At 68.8% G+C, this 19,098-nt stretch carries 16 protein-coding genes; 9 read left to right on the top strand and 7 right to left on the bottom strand.

Annotated elements, in window-relative coordinates:
• Positions 1 to 2 precede the first annotated feature (2 nt).
• Positions 3 to 1,643 (bottom strand): AAA family ATPase, encoded by a 1,641-nt coding sequence (locus AB0H56_RS17555; protein WP_357163910.1) that lies wholly within the window; start codon positions 1,641 to 1,643, stop codon positions 3 to 5.
• Positions 1,644 to 1,981: 338 nt separating this feature from the next.
• On the bottom strand, positions 1,982 to 3,784 hold the full coding sequence (leuA, locus tag AB0H56_RS17550) for a 2-isopropylmalate synthase (RefSeq protein WP_357163907.1): 1,803 nt from the start codon (positions 3,782 to 3,784) through the stop codon (positions 1,982 to 1,984).
• A 273-nt stretch (positions 3,785 to 4,057) separates the two neighbouring features.
• Here leuA and AB0H56_RS17545 point away from each other — a divergent pair, with 273 nt between their 5' ends.
• From AB0H56_RS17545 to AB0H56_RS17535, 3 genes are all read left to right on the top strand, one after another.
• On the top strand, positions 4,058 to 4,819 hold the full coding sequence (locus AB0H56_RS17545) for a sulfite exporter TauE/SafE family protein (protein WP_357163904.1): 762 nt from the start codon (positions 4,058 to 4,060) through the stop codon (positions 4,817 to 4,819).
• A 261-nt stretch (positions 4,820 to 5,080) separates the two neighbouring features.
• The gene (locus AB0H56_RS17540) at positions 5,081 to 6,697 is read left to right on the top strand and encodes a GMC oxidoreductase (RefSeq protein ID WP_357163901.1); all 1,617 of its coding nucleotides are present in this window, start codon (positions 5,081 to 5,083) and stop codon (positions 6,695 to 6,697) included.
• Positions 6,698 to 6,786: 89 nt separating this feature from the next.
• Positions 6,787 to 7,620, top strand: coding sequence for an ion transporter (locus AB0H56_RS17535; protein ID WP_357163898.1), 834 nt, complete (start codon positions 6,787 to 6,789; stop codon positions 7,618 to 7,620).
• Here the strand turns inward: AB0H56_RS17535 and AB0H56_RS17530 are convergent.
• From AB0H56_RS17530 to AB0H56_RS17520, 3 genes are all read right to left on the bottom strand, one after another.
• Positions 7,607 to 8,809 carry a low temperature requirement protein A gene (locus AB0H56_RS17530; RefSeq protein WP_357163895.1) on the bottom strand — a complete coding sequence of 401 codons (1,203 nt, stop codon included), beginning with the start codon at positions 8,807 to 8,809 and terminating at the stop codon, positions 7,607 to 7,609. The genes AB0H56_RS17535 and AB0H56_RS17530 overlap by 14 nt on opposite strands.
• 44 nt (positions 8,810 to 8,853) lie before the next feature.
• A complete protein-coding gene (locus AB0H56_RS17525) occupies positions 8,854 to 9,312 on the bottom strand; it encodes an SRPBCC family protein (protein WP_357163892.1) in 459 nt (152 codons plus the stop codon).
• 99 nt (positions 9,313 to 9,411) lie between these two features.
• Complete coding sequence (locus AB0H56_RS17520; protein ID WP_357163889.1) at positions 9,412 to 9,984, bottom strand: TetR family transcriptional regulator; 573 nt, start codon at positions 9,982 to 9,984, stop codon at positions 9,412 to 9,414.
• 73 nt (positions 9,985 to 10,057) lie between these two features.
• On the opposite strand from AB0H56_RS17520, the gene AB0H56_RS17515 reads away from it, so the two are divergent.
• From AB0H56_RS17515 to AB0H56_RS17500, 4 genes are all read left to right on the top strand, one after another.
• Positions 10,058 to 10,630 (top strand): dihydrofolate reductase family protein, encoded by a 573-nt coding sequence (locus tag AB0H56_RS17515; RefSeq protein ID WP_357163886.1) that lies wholly within the window; start codon positions 10,058 to 10,060, stop codon positions 10,628 to 10,630.
• Between the two features lie 137 nt (positions 10,631 to 10,767).
• Positions 10,768 to 12,033, top strand: coding sequence for an aspartate kinase (locus tag AB0H56_RS17510; RefSeq protein ID WP_280344256.1), 1,266 nt, complete (start codon positions 10,768 to 10,770; stop codon positions 12,031 to 12,033).
• A gap of 3 nt (positions 12,034 to 12,036) precedes the next feature.
• Entirely contained in the window at positions 12,037 to 13,071 is a 1,035-nt protein-coding gene (locus tag AB0H56_RS17505) for an aspartate-semialdehyde dehydrogenase (RefSeq protein ID WP_357163883.1), read from the top strand.
• Between the two features lie 139 nt (positions 13,072 to 13,210).
• Positions 13,211 to 14,128: an aminotransferase class IV gene (locus AB0H56_RS17500; protein ID WP_357163879.1), complete on the top strand. Its 918-nt coding sequence runs from the start codon at positions 13,211 to 13,213 to the stop codon at positions 14,126 to 14,128.
• Here AB0H56_RS17500 and AB0H56_RS17495 read toward each other — a convergent pair.
• Both AB0H56_RS17495 and AB0H56_RS17490 read right to left on the bottom strand, forming a co-directional pair.
• Positions 14,125 to 15,474, bottom strand: coding sequence for a serine hydrolase (locus AB0H56_RS17495; protein ID WP_357163876.1), 1,350 nt, complete (start codon positions 15,472 to 15,474; stop codon positions 14,125 to 14,127). The two genes, AB0H56_RS17500 and AB0H56_RS17495, sit on opposite strands and share 4 nt — an antisense overlap.
• 75 nt (positions 15,475 to 15,549) lie before the next feature.
• The gene (locus AB0H56_RS17490) at positions 15,550 to 16,788 is read right to left on the bottom strand and encodes an amino acid permease (RefSeq protein WP_357163874.1); all 1,239 of its coding nucleotides are present in this window, start codon (positions 16,786 to 16,788) and stop codon (positions 15,550 to 15,552) included.
• 325 nt (positions 16,789 to 17,113) lie between these two features.
• On the opposite strand from AB0H56_RS17490, the gene AB0H56_RS17485 reads away from it, so the two are divergent.
• Positions 17,114 to 17,551, top strand: coding sequence for a Fur family transcriptional regulator (locus tag AB0H56_RS17485; protein WP_357164496.1), 438 nt, complete (start codon positions 17,114 to 17,116; stop codon positions 17,549 to 17,551).
• Positions 17,548 to 18,999 (top strand): catalase, encoded by a 1,452-nt coding sequence (locus AB0H56_RS17480; protein WP_357163871.1) that lies wholly within the window; start codon positions 17,548 to 17,550, stop codon positions 18,997 to 18,999. Before AB0H56_RS17485 ends, AB0H56_RS17480 begins: the two co-directional genes overlap by 4 nt.
• Positions 19,000 to 19,098: the final 99 nt, after the last annotated feature.

The raw sequence follows: 19,098 nt of genomic DNA, 5'->3' as shown, positions 1-19,098 counted from the left end.
GCTCAGAACTGCCCCGGCCCCTGGTAGGGCTGCTGCCCCGGATACGGCTGACCCTGCGGCGCGAACTGCTGACCCTGCGGCTGACCGTGGTAGCCGAAGTCGTCGGCGACCATGGCCGCCAGCTCGAGCAGCGCCCGGCGGGTGGGCTTGCTGACCAGCTCGAGGTCGATCTCGGCGCCCTCAGCCAGGTGATCGTCGAACGGGACGATCTGCACGGCGCGGGTGCGGTCGAGGAACAGCTTGCGCAGCTGGTCCAGGTCGACCGTCGAGGCGCCGCGCCGCGAGGCGTTCACCACCACGACGGTGCGCTCGACCAGCTTGGAGTAGCCGTGGTGGTCGAGCCAGTCCAGCGTCGCCGAGGCACTGCGCGCGCCGTCGATCGCCGGCGAGGTGACCAGCACCAGCGAGCTCGCCATGTCGAGCACACCCGACATCGCCGAGTGCATCAGGCCGGTACCGCAGTCGGTGAGGATGATGTTGTAGAACGACTGCAGGATGCCGATGGCCTTGCGGTAATCGGCCTCGCTGAAGGCCTCCGACACGGCCGGATCCTGCTCGGAGGCAAGGACTTCCAGCCGGCTCGGCGCCTGCGAGGTGTGCGCGCGGACATCGGAGTAGCGCGTGATGTTCTGGTCCTCGAGCAGGTTGCGCACCGTCGAACGGGTCTGGCGCGGCACCCGGTGGGCCAGGGTGCCCAGGTCGGGGTTGGCGTCGATCGCGATGACGCGGTCACCACGCTGCGAGGCGAAGGTGGAGCCGAGACCGACCGTGGTGGTGGTCTTGCCGACGCCGCCCTTGAGCGAGAGGATCGCGATCCGGTAATCGCCGCGGACCGGCTGGTTGACCCGCTCGGCCAGGTCGCGGTGCACCACGTCGGCCGCGGACTCGCCCGGGTTGATCATGCCGCCGGAGGCCTTGTGCACGGCCCGCCGCCACCCGCTGCGCGGCGCCTTGCGGGCCCGCTTGAGCAGGTTCAGATCATTGACCGAATGGCCCGGCTGACCGGGCGCGGGCACATGCTGCGGCTGGAACGGCTGCTGGCCGGGGCCACCGTGCCACTGCCCCGGCTGCGGCGCCATCGGCTGCGGACCGGGCCCGGCCTGCGGCGGCTGACCCGGCTGACCGGGGACCGGACCGGGCATCCCACCAGCCATCGGCGGCTGGTACATCGGCGGCGGCGGAGGCGCCCAGCTGTAGATGGCGTCGGACTGCGGGCCCTGCGGCGGCTGCTCCTGGGGGTACTGCGAGGTCTGCTCGGCACCCGGGTACTGCGGCTGCGGTTCGGCGCCCGGGTACTGCGGCGCACCCGGGTACGGGTGCTCGCCGGTGCCCTGCGGGCCGGGATAGGGCTGTTCGCCGGGGCCCTGCGGGCCCGGATACGGCTGCTCACCGGTGACCGGCGGGCCGGGGTAGGGCTGCTGCTCCGGCGCGTGCGCCAGCGGATGCGCGCCACCGCTCTGATACGGATCGGGCACCGAACTCGGCGCGAACGGGCCGGGCACGAAGCCACCGGGGTGGAACACCGTCTGCTCCGCCGGACCGGGCAGCCCGTCGGGCTCGGGAGGCAGCTGGTCGGCCGGGGTCGGCTTCGACTCTGGCGCGGCCTCGGCGGGCTCGATGTCCTCGTCGCCCACCGTTTGCACGCCGGCGGGACCGGACGCAGCGTCGGCCGTTTCAGCCGACGGACTCTGCAGCCAGGGCGGAGAGGTCGGATTATGGTCGTTGTTGGTCACAGTTCCCCCACTTGCTCGCTCGAACGAGCAGGAAGCTCGGCGCTGAATGTGCACTAAAACGCTAGCACGGTGCTAATTCTCGCGCGCTGGGGGCGGCGAGCCCGCCGACCGCCGCGACGGCGCATGAGCCCAGTTCACACGGCGGATCGGCCCGGCGGGGTGCGGAGTTGTCCACAGGTCTGGAAGTTGTCCACAAGACGACGCGGGCCGGATCTCCACAGGGGAGACCCGGCCCGCGTCGGGAAGAACTAGCGTGCGGCCGCGGCGCGGTTCACCGCGGAGACGACCGCGCGCAGCGATGCTGTGGTGATCGAGGTGGCGATGCCGACACCCCACACCACCTTGTCGCCGATAGCGACCTCGACATAGGCGGCCGCCTGGGCGTCGTCACCGGCCGACATGGCGTGCTCGCTGTAGTCCAGCACCCGCACGTCGAAGCCGACGGTGGCGATGGCGTCGACGAACGCGGCGAGCGGGCCGTTGCCCGAACCGCTGATCTCCTGCTCGACGCCGTCGACCTTCACGGTCGCCACGATCGAGTCGACGCCGCCGTCGGTCTCGGCCGCGGTCACCGTCTGCTTGATCCGCTCGAGCGGCAGGATCGGGTTCAGGTACTCGGTGGCGAAGACGTCCCACATCTCCTTGGGCGTCACCTCGCCGCCCTCACCGTCGGTGATCGCCTGGATCGCCTGCGAGAACTCGATCTGCAGCCTGCGCGGCAGCACCAGGCCGTGATCGGTCTTCATGATGTAGGCGACACCGCCCTTGCCGGACTGCGAGTTCACCCGGATGACGGCCTCGTAGGTCCGGCCGACGTCCTTCGGATCGATCGGCAGGTACGGGACCTCCCAGACGATGTCGGCCACGTCGGCGTTCTGCGCGTCGGCGGCGGCCTTCATCGCGTCCAGGCCCTTGTTGATGGCGTCCTGGTGGCTGCCGGAGAACGCGGTGTAGACCAGGTCGCCGCCGTAGGGGTGGCGCTCGGCCACGGCCAGCTGGTTGCAGTACTCGACCGTGCGGCGGATCTCGTCGATGTCGGAGAAGTTGATCTGCGGGTCGATGCCGCGGGAGAACATGTTCATACCCAGCGTCACCAGGCAGACGTTGCCGGTGCGCTCGCCGTTGCCGAACAGGCAGCCCTCGATGCGGTCGGCGCCGGCCTGGTAGCCCAGCTCGGCGGCGGCCACGGCGGTGCCGCGGTCGTTGTGCGGGTGCAGCGACAGCACGATGGAGTCGCGGCGGGCCAGGTTGCGGTGCATCCACTCGATCGAGTCGGCGTACACGTTCGGCGTCGCCATCTCGACGGTGGCGGGCAGGTTGATGATCAGCGGCTTCTCCGGGGTCGGCGCGATGATCGCCGAGACGGCGTCGCAGACCTCACGGGCGTAGTCCAGCTCGGTGCCGGTGTAGGACTCCGGGCTGTACTCGTAGCGCCACTCGGTGTCGGGGTAGCGCTTCTCGATCTCCAGGCACAGCGTCGCGGCGTCGGTGGCGATCTTCTTCACCGCGTCGCGCTCGGCGCGGAACACCACGCGACGCTGCAGGATGGAGGTGGAGTTGTAGAAGTGCACGATCACGTTCGGGGCGCCGTTGCAGGCCTCGAAGGTGCGCTCGATCAGCTCGGGGCGGCACTGGGTGAGGACCTGGATGGTGACGTCGGCGGGCACGGCGCCGTCCTCGATGATCTCGCGGACGAAGTCGAAGTCGGTCTGGCTCGCGGCCGGGAACCCGACCTCGATCTCCTTGTAGCCCATCCGCACCAGCAGGTCGAACATGCGGCGCTTGCGGGCGGGGCTCATCGGGTCGATGAGGGCCTGGTTGCCGTCACGCAGGTCGACGGCGCACCACGCGGGGGCGCGATCGATGATCTTGTCGGGCCAGGTGCGGTCGGGCAGCGTGATCGGCTCGACCTCTTCGGCGAAGGGCCGGTACCGGAACGCGGGCATCGACGAGTTCTTCTGGTGGTTCCAGGCGGGCTGGTCGGCCGGAGCGGGTTTGCCGGGGGCCGTGATGGTGCGCGAAGCGGATACGAATGCGTCAGCCGAGGACATGCAAGTTTCTCCGTGGGGTGTGATGTATTCCCGGGTGGGAGCGGGTCGACCGGCGCGTTGGAACCCCGCGACGGGAGCCGGTCCGTATCAGAACCCGTCGCGGCGGCCGAGAAGAAGTGCCCGCTGCATGATTCCCCGAGCTTACCGTGTGTGATGCGCCGCTGGTAAGCGGCCTGGCGAATCCATCGCCCCTACCAGCCGGTACGGTTCGGGGGCGGAAACGCACGCTTGTACGGACCACCGCGTCCGACGAGACGGCACAAAGGAATTCGAATGACCTGGTATGAGCAACTGGCCGTGCTCGTGGCCGGTGTCGCCGCGGGCGGCATCAACACGATCGTCGGCTCCGGCACCCTGATCACCTTCCCGGCGCTGCTCGCCTTCGGGCTGCCGCCGGTGACGGCGAACGTCTCCAACACGATCGGCCTCGTCCCCGGCTCGATGAGCGGCGTGATCGGCTATCGGCGCGAACTGGAGGGGCAGCGGTCGCGACTGCTGCAGCTGGGCACCGCCTCGCTGCTCGGTGGCATCACCGGCGCGATCCTGCTGCTCACCATGCCCGCCGAGGCCTTCAAGGCGATCGTGCCCGTCCTGATCATCGCCGCGCTGGTCCTGGTGGTCGTCCAGCCCCGGCTGGCGGCCTGGGTGAAGCGGCGCAGGGCCGACGGTGACGCGCCCGCGCCCGCGCACGGCGGGCCGATCCTGCTGGTCGCGGTGTTCGGCACCGGCATCTACGGCGGCTACTTCGGCGCGGCGCAGGGCGTGCTGCTGCTCGGGCTGCTCGGCGTGTTCGTGCACGAGGACATCCAGCGGCTCAACGCCGTGAAGAACGTGCTCGCGCTGATCGTGAACGCGGTGTCGGCGGTGATCTTCATCGTCATCGCGGAGGTGAACTGGCAGGCCGTGGCGCTGATCGCGGTCGGCTCGATCATCGGTGGTCAGCTGGGTGCGCGGGTGGGCCGCAAGCTGCCGCCGAACGTGCTGCGCGCGGTGATCGTCATCGTCGGCACCATCGCGGTGATCAGGTTGCTCTGAGCTGTTGGAGCGCTGGCGCGCTCGAGTCGCGGCCCCCTGGTGTCCCGCCGATCAGGCACCGTGGCTTGCTCCTTCGTCGCCTACGCCACGGCACCTGATCGACGGGACGGGCCGCGACCGCCGCTGCGCGGCGGACCCTCCTCGAGGTCGGGTCGTGTGTGGCTGTTCGTGACTTCCACCAAAGGCCGCTCCGTTGAACACCATTGGTGTTTCACACGGGGTATCCTGCGCTCGGCCATGCGTGATGAGGGAGGTGGCCTGGTGCACAGACGTGCCTTCTTCAAGGCGGCGGGACTGGCGACGATCGCCGGTGCCGTGGGAACGACGCTGACGAACACGGTGGCCACGGCCGATCCGCGCGAGGCGATGTTCCGGACCTGGGTACCGGAGATCTTCGAACCCCTCCCCGACCCGCCCGCGCACACGCAGGCCATCGTCATCGGGTCCGGTTTCGGCGCCGCGGTCACCGCGCTGCGCCTGGCCGAGGCCGGGATCGTCAACACCGTGCTCGAGCGGGGTTCGCGCTGGCCCAACGACCCGTGGCGGGAGATCTTCACCGGCGACGACCTGCCCGACGGTCGCGGTTTCTGGCATCGCACCAGCTTCACCGGCGTCACCAAGGTGCCGATGAGCTTCGGCGCGTTCGGCGGCGTGCTCGACGTGACCGAGTACCCGGGCATCGACGTGTGGCGCGCGGCGGCCGTCGGCGGCGGTTCGGTGATCTTCACCGGCGCCATGGTCGCGCCGGAGCGCAGGCTGTTCGACCAGGTCTTCGGCGGTGTGGTCGACTACGGCGAGCTGGAACGCGTCTACTACCCGAAGGTGCGGCAGATGCTGCGCCTGGACGCCATGCCCGCCGACATCTACCAGTCCGGGCCGTTCGCCCACTCGCGCGCCTGGGACGAGCAGGTGCGCGCGGCCGGCTACCAGCCGCTGCCCAACGACTCGATCTTCACCTGGGACGTCCTGCGCGCCGAACTGGCCGGAAACTCCCGCGCCTCGGCCACCGCAGCCCGCTCCAACCTGGGCAATTCCAACGGCGCCAAGTTCGACCTGAACCAGAACTACCTGCGCTACGCCAGGGACACCGGCCGGTCCCAGGTGTACCCCGGCCACCGCGTCGACAGCATCGCCCAGGACGCGGGCGGCAAGTTCGTGGTCACGGTGACGAAACTGGACCCGACCGGACAGGTCCTGGGGACCCGCACGCTCACCTGCGACAAGCTCTTCCTCGGCGCCGGTTCGGTCGGCACCTCCGAGCTGCTGGTCCGCGCCCAGGCCACCGGCGCGCTGCCGCACCTCAACGAGCACATCGGCGACGGCTGGGGCACCAACGGTGACGTGGTGCTCGCCCGCGGCGCGAGCGCCGTCTCCGGCCACGGCCAGGGCGTGCCGAGCGCCAGCCGCATCTTCGACGAGTCGCGCGTGCCGCTCACCCTGGAGAACTGGTACATCCCTGGCATCCCGTTCGAGACCGGCGCGCTGGCCTCGCTCGGCATGGTGCTCGACCCGACCAGGGCCCGCTTCGGCTACGACGCCGGCTCGGGCGGGGTCGGGCTGAGCTGGTCGGCGGGCGCGCAGAACGCCGTCGTCGACGCGGCGCGCGCGGTCGATCACCGGATCGCCGAGCGCGCGGGCGCCCTCGCCGAGTACGGCGCGCTCGGTTACGACGCGAACGCCCAGTTCACCGCGCATCCGCTCGGCGGCGCCGTGCTCGGCAAGGCCACCGACGCCTTCGGCCGCGTGCACGGGCACCCCGGCCTGTACGTGATGGACGGCGCGGCGATTCCGGGCAGCACCGCGACCGTGAACCCCTCGCTGACCATCGCCGCGCTGGCCGAACGCAATATCGCCGCCATCGTGTCCGCCGGTCGCTGACACCGCACAAGATCACGCCGATCTGACCGGCGGGCGCCGATCAGGCCGTTACCCTCGGCAGGACGACGGCGTTCGAAGGGAGCATGCACGTGGCCTCACCGGGCATCGAGCGGGTCGAGGCACTGCCGGACGTGCGCTCCAAGACGCCGTCGCTGCGCACCGACCTGCTGATGCTGGTCCTGGCGATCATCTCGGTGGTGCTGGTCGTGTGGATCACCTTCTTCCCCGTCTCGGGGCAGACCTATCACGCGATCGTGGTCGTCGACTGGACGATCTGTGGCATCTTCCTGATCGAGTTCCTGTGGCGCTGGCGGCGCGCGGGCTGGCCGTGGACCTTCCCGTTCGTCTACTGGTACGAAGTGCTCGGCATGATCCCGGTGACCAGCCCGATCTTCCGCGGATTCCGGCTGTTCCGGATCGTGGTCATCCTGATCCGGCTCGGCCGGGTGGCCGATCGCGCGCTGGGGGAGCGGGTCACCGCGACGATCGTGAACCGCTTCGTCGGCACCATCGTCGACGTGATCAAGCGGCCGATGACGGTCGCGATCCTCGACGAGGTGTCCAAGGTGCTGCGCGCCGGGCACTACACCAAGAACATCGCCGCGGCGCTGGAGGAGAACCACGCCGAGGTCGACCAGATGATCGTCGACTTGATCAAGAACGACCCGGCCACCAGCAAGCTGCGTTACGTGCCCTTCCACGACGAGATCGTCCGGCTGATCTCGGCCACCGTCTACCGGATGCTGCACGAGCTGCTCGCCGACCCGCGCACCGACGAGCTGGTCGCCGACATGCTCAGGGAGAACCTGGACCAGATCAACGAGGCGGTCCGCGCCGGCATCAAGGTGCCGCCCTCGCAGAAGGGGGCGACGCCCGCCGAACACGGCGTGCGCCACCACCTCAGTCAGATCAAGCGTGCCTGATCTGGTCGCGTGGCGTGGCGTAGCGCACGGTCTCGAAGACCACCAGTGCCGCGAGCACCGCGCAGAGCAGGGCGAGCGAGGCGAGCGCGGGCAGCTGTGACGCCAGCGGGGCGAGTACGACCAGGAGCACCGCCGTGACGACCCGGCCGATCGACACCGACTTCACGGCGTAGTACTTCGCCGCGACCACGCCGAGCAGGAACAGCGCCGGTCCGCCGTAGAGCGCGCCGAGCGGGATGCCGTAGAGCGCGTCGGTGAGCGTGTGGTGCGAGGAATCGCCCACGTAGTACAGCACCTTCTTGAGCCCGAGCGAGAGCGCGATGACGCCGGCGATCATCGGGAAGTGCCCGTAGGTGTAGCTGTTCTGGGCGATCTTGATCTGGTGCGCGCCCCTGGCGTGGGCGAAGGCGTGCTCGATCGAGATCGCGGCGACGTCGAAGTAGAGCCACCACAGCAGTCCGGAGACGGCGAGACCGAGCATCGAGCCGAGCACGATGGGCCAGGAGACGGGCAGCCCGGCCACGCCGATGCCGATCGAGACGATGGATTCGCCCAGCGCGACGATGACGATCAGCCCGTAGCGTTCGGCGAAGTGCTTGGCCGAGTTGATCCGCCAGTCGGTGCCCGCGGCCCAGGTCCAGACCATGTCGCCGACGATGGCCGCGATCCACAGCGCGATCTGGACGATGCCCTCGGTCATCGCCGCGACCACCAGCAGGGTGGTGCCGAAGGTGATCGAGCCGAGCGCCCAGCGCAGCAGCTGCCCGCGCAGCTGCGGGTCCTCGGCGCTGATCACCCAGAAGATGCCGACGTGCACCAGCCGCACCACCAGGTACGCGATCGCGAAGACCAGCGGCCCGAACCACCCGCCCGGCATGTCGCTGAACGCCTCGGGGATGGTGAGCGCCGCGATGAACGCGCCGCCCATGGCGACGAACATCGCCACCCTGGTGATGCCCTCGTCGGCTTTCACGACATTGCCGAGCCAGGAGTAGGCGATCCACAGCCACCACATCAGCGCAAGGACCAGCCCGGCCCGCAGCAGGTTGGCGGCGGTGGGATCGTCGGCGGCCAGCGCGGTGACCATGGTGAACGCGAACACGATGACGAGGTCGAAGAACAGTTCGAGCTGGGTCACCGTGGCGCCCTCGGACACCGTTTGGAACCGAACCCGTCGAGTACCGATCATGCGCTCATCGTCGCACTGCGCAGGCGGGTACGCGCGGAAAGAAACTAGCCGACGGCGTAGCCCTCGACCTCGGGGTACCGCTCGGCGAAGTCGATGAAGTTCGCGACGGCCTCGTCGTACTGCTTGCGCAGGGTGCGGTTGAACAGGATGCCCGGGACCGGCAGCGGGTACTTGAGCTCGACGTGCAGGTCGATCTCGGTGCCCTCCGCGGTCTCGAACAGGTCGAACGAGCCGCCGCCCTTGGAACCGCGGCTGCTGTCGACGACCTCCCACGAGACCCGATGGGGCTCCCAGGTGTACTCGAGGACCTGCGAGTCGGAGTCGCCCATGAAGTGCGCGGTGACGAAGACGCGGCGCGGCCTGCGGTCGGCGTCGAGCGGGCCCATGCGGACATCACTGTACGACGGCGACCAGTCCGCTAGGCGATCGACCGCGAGCAGGGCATCCATGACCTGGTCCACGCTGGCATCAACGGTGAATCGGATGTCGGTCTTCGCGCGCATCTTGTCTATCCTCCGAAACCCCCGCTGTCTTTCGCGCCCGATTGTGCACAGCTGTACCAGTGATCGTCAACACGTCTATGGTCTGGACAAATGACCGTGTCAGCTGCGTATGGCCCTTTCGACGGCGGTTTCGATCAGCTCCATGCTCTGTTGCTCGGTGAACAGGGTTGGCAGCGTGAGGTGTTCGACGACGAGCCAGTTCAGGGCCAGGTACAGCAGGATGACCGTCGACTCGTCGCCGGGCTGACCGGACGCCAGGTGGTTGCGGATGTTGAAGTCGAGGTCCGCGCGTACCCGTTCGGTGAGAACTTTGCGAAGTTCCGGACGCCGGGTCGCTTCCAGGCGCAATTCGAGCAGCGCGAGGTAGGCGGTGCGGTGTGACTCCAGCCTGCCGACGACCTCCTTCATCAACGCGGTGATGTTCTCGACCGTCTTGGGTCCCTGATCGACCAGCGCCATGGTCTCCGCGGTCGGCTCGACCACCTCGTAGAAGCGGGTGCCCGCCTGGGTGAGCATGTCGTCGCGGCTGGCGAAGTAGTTGGAGGCGGTGCCGAGGGGCACGCCCGCCTTCTTGTCCACGGCGCGGAAGGTGAGGCCGCGGGCGCCGTCGTCGGCGAGGACCTCGATGGCCGCGTCGAGCAGGGCTTGTCGTCGTTCGGGGTTAGTTCGCACTTGACACCACTCCGTCTGTAGTACTACGGTTCAAATCACTACAGACAGAGTACAACAACTGAGGCGGTACCCCATGCGAAAGCTCGTCTACTACATCGGCGTCTCCCTCGACGGCTACATCGCCGGCCCGGGCGGGGAGGTCGACTTCTATCCGACGCCGCCCGAATACGTGGAGTGGATGATGGACGAGTTCCCCGACTCCATCCCCACTCACCTGCGTGGCCATTTCGGCATGGACCCCGAGCTGCCCGCCCAGCGCTGGGACACCGTCCTGATGGGTCGCGGCACCTACGTCCTGCCGGACGAGCACATCGAGAGCCCGTTCTCGCACCTGAAGCAGTACGTCGTCTCGTCCTCGCTCCAGCAGGCCGACCACCCCGGTGTCGAGATCTACTCGGGCGACCCCGGCGAGCTGGTGCGCGAGCTCAAGGGCAAGGAGGGCGGCGACATCTGGCTGTGCGGCGGCGGAAACCTGGCGGGGCAGCTCCTCGACGAGATCGACGAGATGGTCGTCAAGAGCTATCCGGTGGTCGCGGGCTCCGGTGTCGCGGCGTTCACCGGCGTCTTCAAACCGACAAACTTCCGTCCCGTGCGGCGCAAGGAATTCGGCAACGGCGCCCTGGTCACCTGGTTCGAACGGGCCTGAATCCCGTGGTCATCCACAGGTGACAAGCCTGTGTCGTTTTCCACAGGCTGGGGAGGTAGCGGCGAAACCGGTGGACTCGGGCCGGTACTCTTGGTCGCTGATACCAAGCCTTGCTGTCGATCGTGAAGGACCTAGCCGTGGCTCTCGTTGTTCAGAAGTACGGAGGATCCTCGGTGGCCACCGCCGAGCGGATCCGGCGCGTCGCTGAACGGATCGTGGAGACCAAGAAGCAGGGCCACGACGTGGTCGTGGTCTGCTCGGCGATGGGTGACACCACCGACGAACTGCTCGATCTCGCCGAGCAGGTGGCGCCCGCGCCGCCGGCTCGCGAGATGGACATGCTGCTCACCTCCGGTGAGCGCATCTCGAACGCGCTGGTGGCCATGGCGATTCATTCGCTCGGCGCCGAGGCGCGCTCGTTCACCGGCTCGCAGGCCGGCGTGATCACCACCGGCGCGCACGGCAACGCCAAGATCATCGACGTCACCCCCGGCCGCCTCAAGGAGGCGCTCGACGAGGGGCAGATCGTGCTCGTCGCCGGGTTCCAGGGCGTCAGCCAGGACAGCAAGGACGTCACCACGCTGGGCCGCGGTGGTTCCGACACCACCGCCGTCGCCCTGGCCGCCGCGCTGAAGGCCGATGTCTGCGAGATCTACACCGATGTCGACGGCATCTTCAGCGCCGACCCGCGCATCGTCGGCGACGCCCAGAAGCTCGACAAGATCTCCTACGAGGAGATGCTCGAGATGGCGGCCTGCGGCTCGAAGGTGCTGATGCTGCGCTGCGTAGAGTACGCGCGCCGCTACAACGTTCCCGTTCATGTTCGGTCGTCCTACACCGACAAGATCGGCACCACTGTTTTCGGATCGATGGAGGACATTCCCGTGGAGCAGGCAATCCTGACCGGCGTCGCGCACGACCGCAGCGAGGCCAAGGTGACCGTCGTCGCCCTGCCGGACGAGCCGGGCTACGCGGCCAAGGTGTTCCGTGCGGTGGCCGATGCCGAGATCAACATCGACATGGTGCTGCAGAACATCTCCAAGGTCGACACGGGCAAGACCGACATCACCTTCACCCTGCCCAAGACCGACGGCGCCCGCGCGGTCGAGATGCTCACCAAGCGGCAGGACGAGATCGGCTTCGCGCAGGTCCTCTACGACGACCACATCGGCAAGGTGTCCCTGGTCGGCGCGGGCATGAAGTCGCACCCTGGCGTCACCGCCACCTTCTGTGAGGCGCTGGCCAACGCGGGCGTGAACATCGATCTGATCTCCACCTCGGAGATCCGGATCTCGGTGCTCGTGCGCGACACCGAACTCGACGAGGCCGTGCAGGTTCTGCACCAGGCCTTCGATCTCGGCGGCGAAGAGGCCGCTGTCGTCCACGGCGGAACGGGGCGTTAAGACATGGGTGTACGGGTAGGCGTTGTCGGCGCGACCGGTCAGGTCGGCGCCGTCATGCGGAAACTGCTGGAAGAGCGCAACTTCCCGGCCGACGAGGTGCGCTTCTTCGCGTCGGCTCGCTCGGCGGGCAAGACCCTGCCGTGGCGCGGCGGCGAGATCGTCGTCGAGGACACCGAGACCGCCGATCCGTCGGGTCTGGACATCGCGCTGTTCTCGGCCGGTGCCACCATGTCCCGCGTGCAGGCCCCGCGCTTCGCGGCCGCCGGCGTGACGGTCATCGACAACTCCTCGGCCTGGCGCAAAGATCCCGATGTGCCGCTGGTCGTCTCGGAGGTCAACCCCGAGGCCACCCGCAACCTGCCCAAGGGCATCATCGCGAACCCCAACTGCACCACCATGGCCGCGATGCCGGTGCTCAAGCCGCTGCACGACGTGGCGGGCCTGCAGCGCCTGATCGTGTCGTCGTACCAGGCCGTCTCCGGCTCCGGCCTGGCCGGTGTCGAGGAGCTCGCCTCGCAGATCCGCGCGGTGGCCGACGACGCCGAGAAGCTGGTGCACGACGGTTCGGCCGTGGAGTTCCCCGCGCCGAACAAGTACGTCGCCCCGATCGCGTTCGACGTGATCCCGCTCGCGGGTTCGCTGGTCGACGACGGCTCCGGCGAGACCGACGAGGACCAGAAGCTCCGCAACGAGAGCCGCAAGATCCTCGGCCTGCCCGACCTGCTGGTCAGCGGCACCTGCGTGCGCGTTCCGGTGTTCACCGGGCACTCGCTGTCGATCAATGCCGAGTTCGCCGAGCCGCTTTCGGTGCAGCGGGCCACCGAGCTGCTGGCCAAGGCGCCGGGCGTGCGCCTGGTCGACGTGCCGACTCCGCTGGCCGCCGCCGGTCAGGACGACTCGCTGGTCGGGCGCATCCGCCAGGATCCCGGCGTCCCGAGCGGTCGCGGTCTTGCCCTGTTCATCTCGGGTGACAACCTGCGAAAGGGCGCCGCGCTCAACACCATTCAGATCGCGGAAGTTCTGCTGAACAACCGCTGAGTGTCGCCGTACGACGGGCCGGGCTGCGAGGTTCCGGCCCGTCGTCGCGCCCGACCGCCCCGCGCGTCGCCGGTGTCCGTGCCGGTCACGGCTCGGTAAACGGTTAGCCGGGGGCGGTGGCTGCTGTTAGTTTTGCCGGATGGCGCAACCGCATCCGCACGTATTCCTCGGTGACAAGCTCGTTCCCGCTGCTCAGGCGACTGTCGGCATCGCCACGTCGGCAGTGCTCTACGGGCTCAGTGTCTACACGGTGTTCCCCGTGCGGGTCGCGGACGGCGCGCGCAGTGCCTTCCGGCTGGCCGACCACTTCCGCCGGCTCGAGGAGTCCTGCAAGATCATCGGGATCGACCGGTTCGCCCAGGAGTGGGACTACGCGCGCTTCCAGGCGGCCGTGGTCGACCTCGTCGCGGCGAACGATCCGGCCGATGACGTCTTCGTGCGCGTGAGTGTGCATGTGGTGGAGTCGATTCCGGGCACCAGGGTGCGCGGATGCGCCATCGAGGTGAGCATGTTCGTCTACGACGCGGTGCCGATCGTGCCGCAGGACGGCATGCGCCTGAAGTCGAGCCCGTGGCGCCGGATCCCCGACAACGCCATCCCGTCGCGCGCGAAAGTCAACGGCGCGTATGTGAACTCGGTGCTGGCCAAGCAGGACGCCATCGACAGCGGCTACGACGACTGTGTCTTCCTCGACGTCAACGGCCACGTCTGCGAACTGTCGGCGGCCAACATCTTCCTGGTCCGCGGCGGCACCCTGATCACCCCCGATGTCTCCTGTGACATCCTCGACGGCATCAACCGGCGCACCGTGCTCACCCTCGCCCGCGAGGAGGGCATCCCGGTGCAGGAGCGCACCGTCGATCTCACCGAGCTCTACATCGCCGACGAGGTGTTCGTCACCGGCACCTCGGCGGGCGCCGCGCCGGTGTTCGAGGTCGACGGGCGCACGGTCGGCGCCGGTGTCGTCGGCCCGGTCACCACCACCCTGCGCAAGCGGCACGCCGACGCCCTGCGCGGCGACACCGACCACGGCTGGACGACCGAGCTGAACCGCTAGCGGATGCCGGGGGTGCGCGGGTCGTCGCCGAGACAGACCAGGATCGCGCACCCCGGCGGAATGCTGGCGAACGGCGCGGCCAGCGGCTGGTTCAGGCAGTCGAACACCGTGCAGCCGGGGTACGCGCCCGGCCCGATGCCGAAGACCGCGAGCAGGATGTTGCTGTCGACGAGGGTGGCCGGATCGAACTGCACCGGCGGCTCCACGTACGGCTGGGCGGTCGGCGCCTTCGTGTCGGTGAACGCCTCGAACAGCCTGCGGAAGAACTCGTGCGGCAGCTCCTCGGTGTGCGCGATCACCCCGCTCGGTCCGTACTTCGTCTCGTTGCCGAACGCGCCGGTCCACATCACCATCAGGTCCAGGCTCGGCATGAACCACACGTTCTGCAGGCCGAGGCCGGACATGAAGAAGGTGTCCGACGGCAGGAAATCCGGTGACTCGGCGCAGTTCTCGCCGATCCAGAACAGGTAGCCGTAGCAGCTGTTCTGTGGCGACGGGGTGCGCGCTGTGCGCAGGTAGTCGGCGGAGATCAGGCGCTGTCCCGCCCAGTCGCCCTCGTTGGCGACGAGCAGGCCGATCTTGGACAGGTTGTCGGGCGGCATCATCAGATGGGCGTAGCCGTAGGTGTGGCCGGAGCGATCGCGCGCCCAGTAGTAGTCGGTCTTCGCGATGCCGAGCGGGTCGAACAGCTCCCGCTGCGCGAACTGCTGCAGCGGCTCGCCGACGGCCAGCTCGATCACGTACGACAGCAGGTCGACATTGCGCTGGCTGTAACTGAATTCGGTGCCGGGCGGGTTGGCCAGCTCGACCGCGAGCGCCTGCACCGCGCTGTTCGGATCGACCGGGATCACCGCGGTGATGCCCTCGGTGAGCACGCCGGTCTTCATGCCGGAGGTCTCGGTGAGCAGATTCTCCACCGTGATCGCGCGATGCGTCGCGTCGCCGAGACCGGCGGGCAGATAGCGGTCGATCGGGGCATCGATCGCGAGTTTTCCCTGGTCGGAGGCGATTCCGGCGAGCATCGACACCACCGATTTGGTGACGCTCCAGATGTTCCAGGCCACCTTGCCGGTCTCGTCGTTGCGCAGGCCCTCGCCGACCAGGCAGTTGTGCCGGAACACCTGCACATTGTTGCGATTGCGGGTGGCCGCGAACCGCAGCGCCGCTTCGAGTTTCGCGGGATCGAGGCCGACCTGTTCGGGGCGGGCGCGTTCGAGTTCGCGCGCGGACGTCACCTCGCAGCTCTTCGCGGTGGCGGGCGCCGCCTGCGCGGGGGCGCCGAGCAGGCACCCCGAAACCAGTGCGACCGCGAACGTCCCCGCGAGAAATCCCCTGATCAGCCCCATACGGCCGAGACTAGACCGCCGCGTCGACCGTAACCCGTAAAGCGGGGCCGCGCGATCCCCTGACCACCGGTATGTTCACACACCCGTAAAGCCCCGAACGCGGTACACCACCGCGCCGCAGGCCAGCACGGCGAGTCCGGCGAGCACCGAAGCGAGCGGCAGGGCGAACGCGACGACCACGCAGCCGAGCGCGCCGACCACCGGCACCCAGCGCGCCGGCCTGCCCTCCGCCGCCGTGAGCGTGGCCGCCGACAGGTTCGCGACCAGGTAATACCCGAGCACGGCGAACGAGGAGAAGCCGATCGCGGTCCGCAGGTCGACGCTCGCCGCGAGCACCGCGACGACAGCGCCGACCGCGAGCTCGGCGCGATGCGGCACCGCGTAGCGCGGGTGCACCGCGGCCAGGGCGCGCGGCAGGTGCCCGTCGCGGGCCATGGCCAGCGTCGTCCGGGAGACGCCGAGGATCAGCGCCATCAGCGATCCGGCGGCGGCGAGCACCGCGCCCGCGCGGACCACCGGTGCCAGCCACTGCGCGCCCGCCGCGGTGACGACCTGCGCGAGCGGATCGTGCGCGGCGGCGAGTCCGCCGGAGCCCAGTGTCAGCAGCGCGGCCACCGCCACCAGCGCGTACACCGTCAACGCGCCTGCCAGCGCGAGCATGATCGCCCGCGGAATCGTGCGTTCCGGATCGCGCACCTCCTCGCCGAGCGTCGCGACCCGCGCGTATCCCGCGAAGGCGAAGAACAGCAGCCCCGCCGCCTGCAGCACCCCGTACGGCCCGATCTCCTTGTCGAGCACCGCCGCCGCCGAATGATCCCCACCGATCCCCACGACGACCACCGCGGCCAGCACCACCAGCACCAGCCCCACGATCACCCGCGTCGCCAGCGCCGACTTCTGCACGCCGACGTAGTTGATCCCGGTCACCAGCAGCACCGCGACCACCGCCACCGCGTGCGAGTACTCCGGCCAGGCGTAACTCCCGACCGTCAGCGCCATCGCCGCGCACGACGCCGTCTTCCCGACGACGAACCCCCACCCGGCCAGATATCCCCAGAACTCCCCGAGTCGTTCCCGCCCGTACACGTACGTCCCGCCCGAGACCGGGTACAGCGCCGCCAACCGCGCCGACGACATCGCGTTGCAGTAGGCCACCACCGCCGCCACCCCGAGCGCCACCAGCAGCCAGGACCCGGCCACCCCCGCCGCGGGCCCCAACGCCGCGAACACCCCGGCCCCCACCATCGCCCCGAGCCCGATCACCACCGAGTCCCGCAATCCCAAACCGCGTCGCAACGGCGCGTCAGCTCCCATGCGCCCATCCTCGAGCATGAACGGGTTCGGCGCCTCCCGACACGAAAAACGCCGCCAGGTCGATGAGGGAGACCTGGCGGCGTTTCGAGTCGAAGGGCCGCCGCGTGGACGGCCCGTCAGGGGTGTCGACGCCCCACAAGCGCCTCTCGGCGAGTGGTCGCTCGTAGCGACAAAGGGGTGAGGCCCGGGGCTGTTCGGACGCCGACAGTGGGGTTCAACCACAGCACCCGGTGAGCTATTCCAGCGCCTGGATGTGATCCGCGCAACGCAAGATTGAAACCATCCAATTCTTGACTAATTCCAGAAAAGGAGGAGAGTGGGGAACGTGCACACCGAGGAGATCGACGCTCGCCGACTGCTGCGCGAGGCCGGGTTGCGGGTCACCGCACCCAGGCTCGCGGTGTTGAACGCTGTCGCGGCGCGGCCGCACGCGGACGCGGAGGCGATCACCGCCGCCGCCAGGGCCGCGCTGGGGACGGTGTCGACGCAGGCGGTGTACGACGTGCTCAACGCCTGCGTGCGAGTGGGGATCCTGCGCCGGATCGAACCGGCCGGTTCGCCTGCCAGGTTCGAGACCCGGACCGGGGATAATCACCATCACCTGGTGTGCCGAAGTTGCGGGGCGGTCGTCGACACGGACTGTGTCGTCGGCGCCGCGCCCTGTCTGCAGCCCGCGGACGATCACGGTTTCGCGATCGACGAGGCCGAGGTCGTCTTCTGGGGGCTGTGCCCCGACTGCCGAAATCAGGAGGCCGCGAAATGACCAAGCCGACCACCACCAACACCGGAAGCGCCGTCGAGAGCGACGACGAGTCGCTCACCGCCGGAACCCAGGGGCCGGTGCTGCTGCACGACCACTACCTGATCGAGAAGCTGGCCCAGTTCAACCGGGAGCGGGTGCCGGAGCGGATCGTGCACGCCAAGGGTTCGGGCGCCTACGGCGAGCTGGTCGTGACCGGCGACGTGAGCCGCTACACCAAGGCCAAGCTGTTCCAGCCGGGCGCGCGCACCGAATCCCTGGCCCGCTTCTCCACCGTCGCCGGTGAGCAGGGCAGCCCCGACACCTGGCGCGACCCGCGCGGTTTCGCGGTGAAGTTCTACACCGAGGACGGCAACTACGACCTCGTCGGCAACAACACCCCCGTCTTCTTCATCAAGGACGCGATGAAGTTCCCCGACTTCATCCGCTCGCAGAAGCGCCTGCCCGGCAGCGGCCTGCGCGACCACAACATGCAGTGGGACTTCTGGACGCTGCGCCCGGAGTCGGCCCACCAGGTGACCTGGCTGATGGGCGACCGCGGCCTGCCGAAGACCTACCGCCACATGGACGGCTTCGGCTCGCACACCTACCAGTGGATCAACGCCGAGGGCGAACGATTCTGGGTGAAGTACCACTTCAAGACCGACCAGGGCATCGAGTTCCTCACCCAGGCCGAGGCCGACACCCTCGCCGGTTCCGACCCCGACCACCACCGCAAGGACCTGTGGGAAGCGATCGAACGCGGGGACTTCCCCAGCTGGACCCTGAAGGTCCAGATCATGCCGGTCGCCGAGGCCGAGGGCTACCGCTTCAACCCGTTCGACCTCACCAAGGTGTGGTCGCAGCGCGACTACCCGCTGATCGAGGTCGGCAAGTGGACGCTGAACCGGAACCCGGGCAACTTCTTCGTCGACATCGAGCAGGCCGCCTTCGAGCCGTCCAACATCGTGCCCGGCATCGGCTTCTCGCCGGACAAGATGCTGCTCGGCCGCGTCTTCGCCTACGCCGACGCGCACCGCTACCGCATCGGCACCAACTACGCGCAGCTGCCGCCGAACCAGGCGAAGGCCGCCGAGGTGAACTCCTATTCGAAGGAGGGCGCCATGCGGTACCACTACAACGCCGCGGATGTGCCGGTGTACGCGCCGAATTCGTACGGCGGTCCGCACGCGGATCCGGCCGTGGCTGGCGATGGCGGGCTGTGGGAATTCGATCCGTCGATGGTGCGGGCCGGCTACATCGAGCACGCCGAGGACGGTGACTTCACCCAGGCGGGCACGCTGGTGCGCGAGGTCCTCGACGACGCGGCGCGGCAGCGGCTGGTCGACAACATCGTCGGGCATGTCAGCGCCGGGGTGAGCGAACCGGTGTTGAGCCGGGTGTTCGAGTACTGGCGCAATGTCGACGCCGAGCTCGGCAAGCGAGTCGAGGAGGGAGTCAGGGGCGCCTGACCATCCGGCAGTGAACGAGGCAGGTACGCCGACGGCGTGCCTGCCTCTTGTCGTATCTGTCAGAAGTTGCTGAACCAGTACAGCAGGCTGGCCAGCACC

The organism is Nocardia sp. NPDC050717 (assembly GCF_040654275.1).
Taxonomy (GTDB): Bacteria; Actinomycetota; Actinomycetes; order Mycobacteriales; family Mycobacteriaceae; genus Nocardia.
Note: the sequence above shows the minus strand (reverse complement) of the source record. Positions and strands in the feature narration are given on the sequence as shown.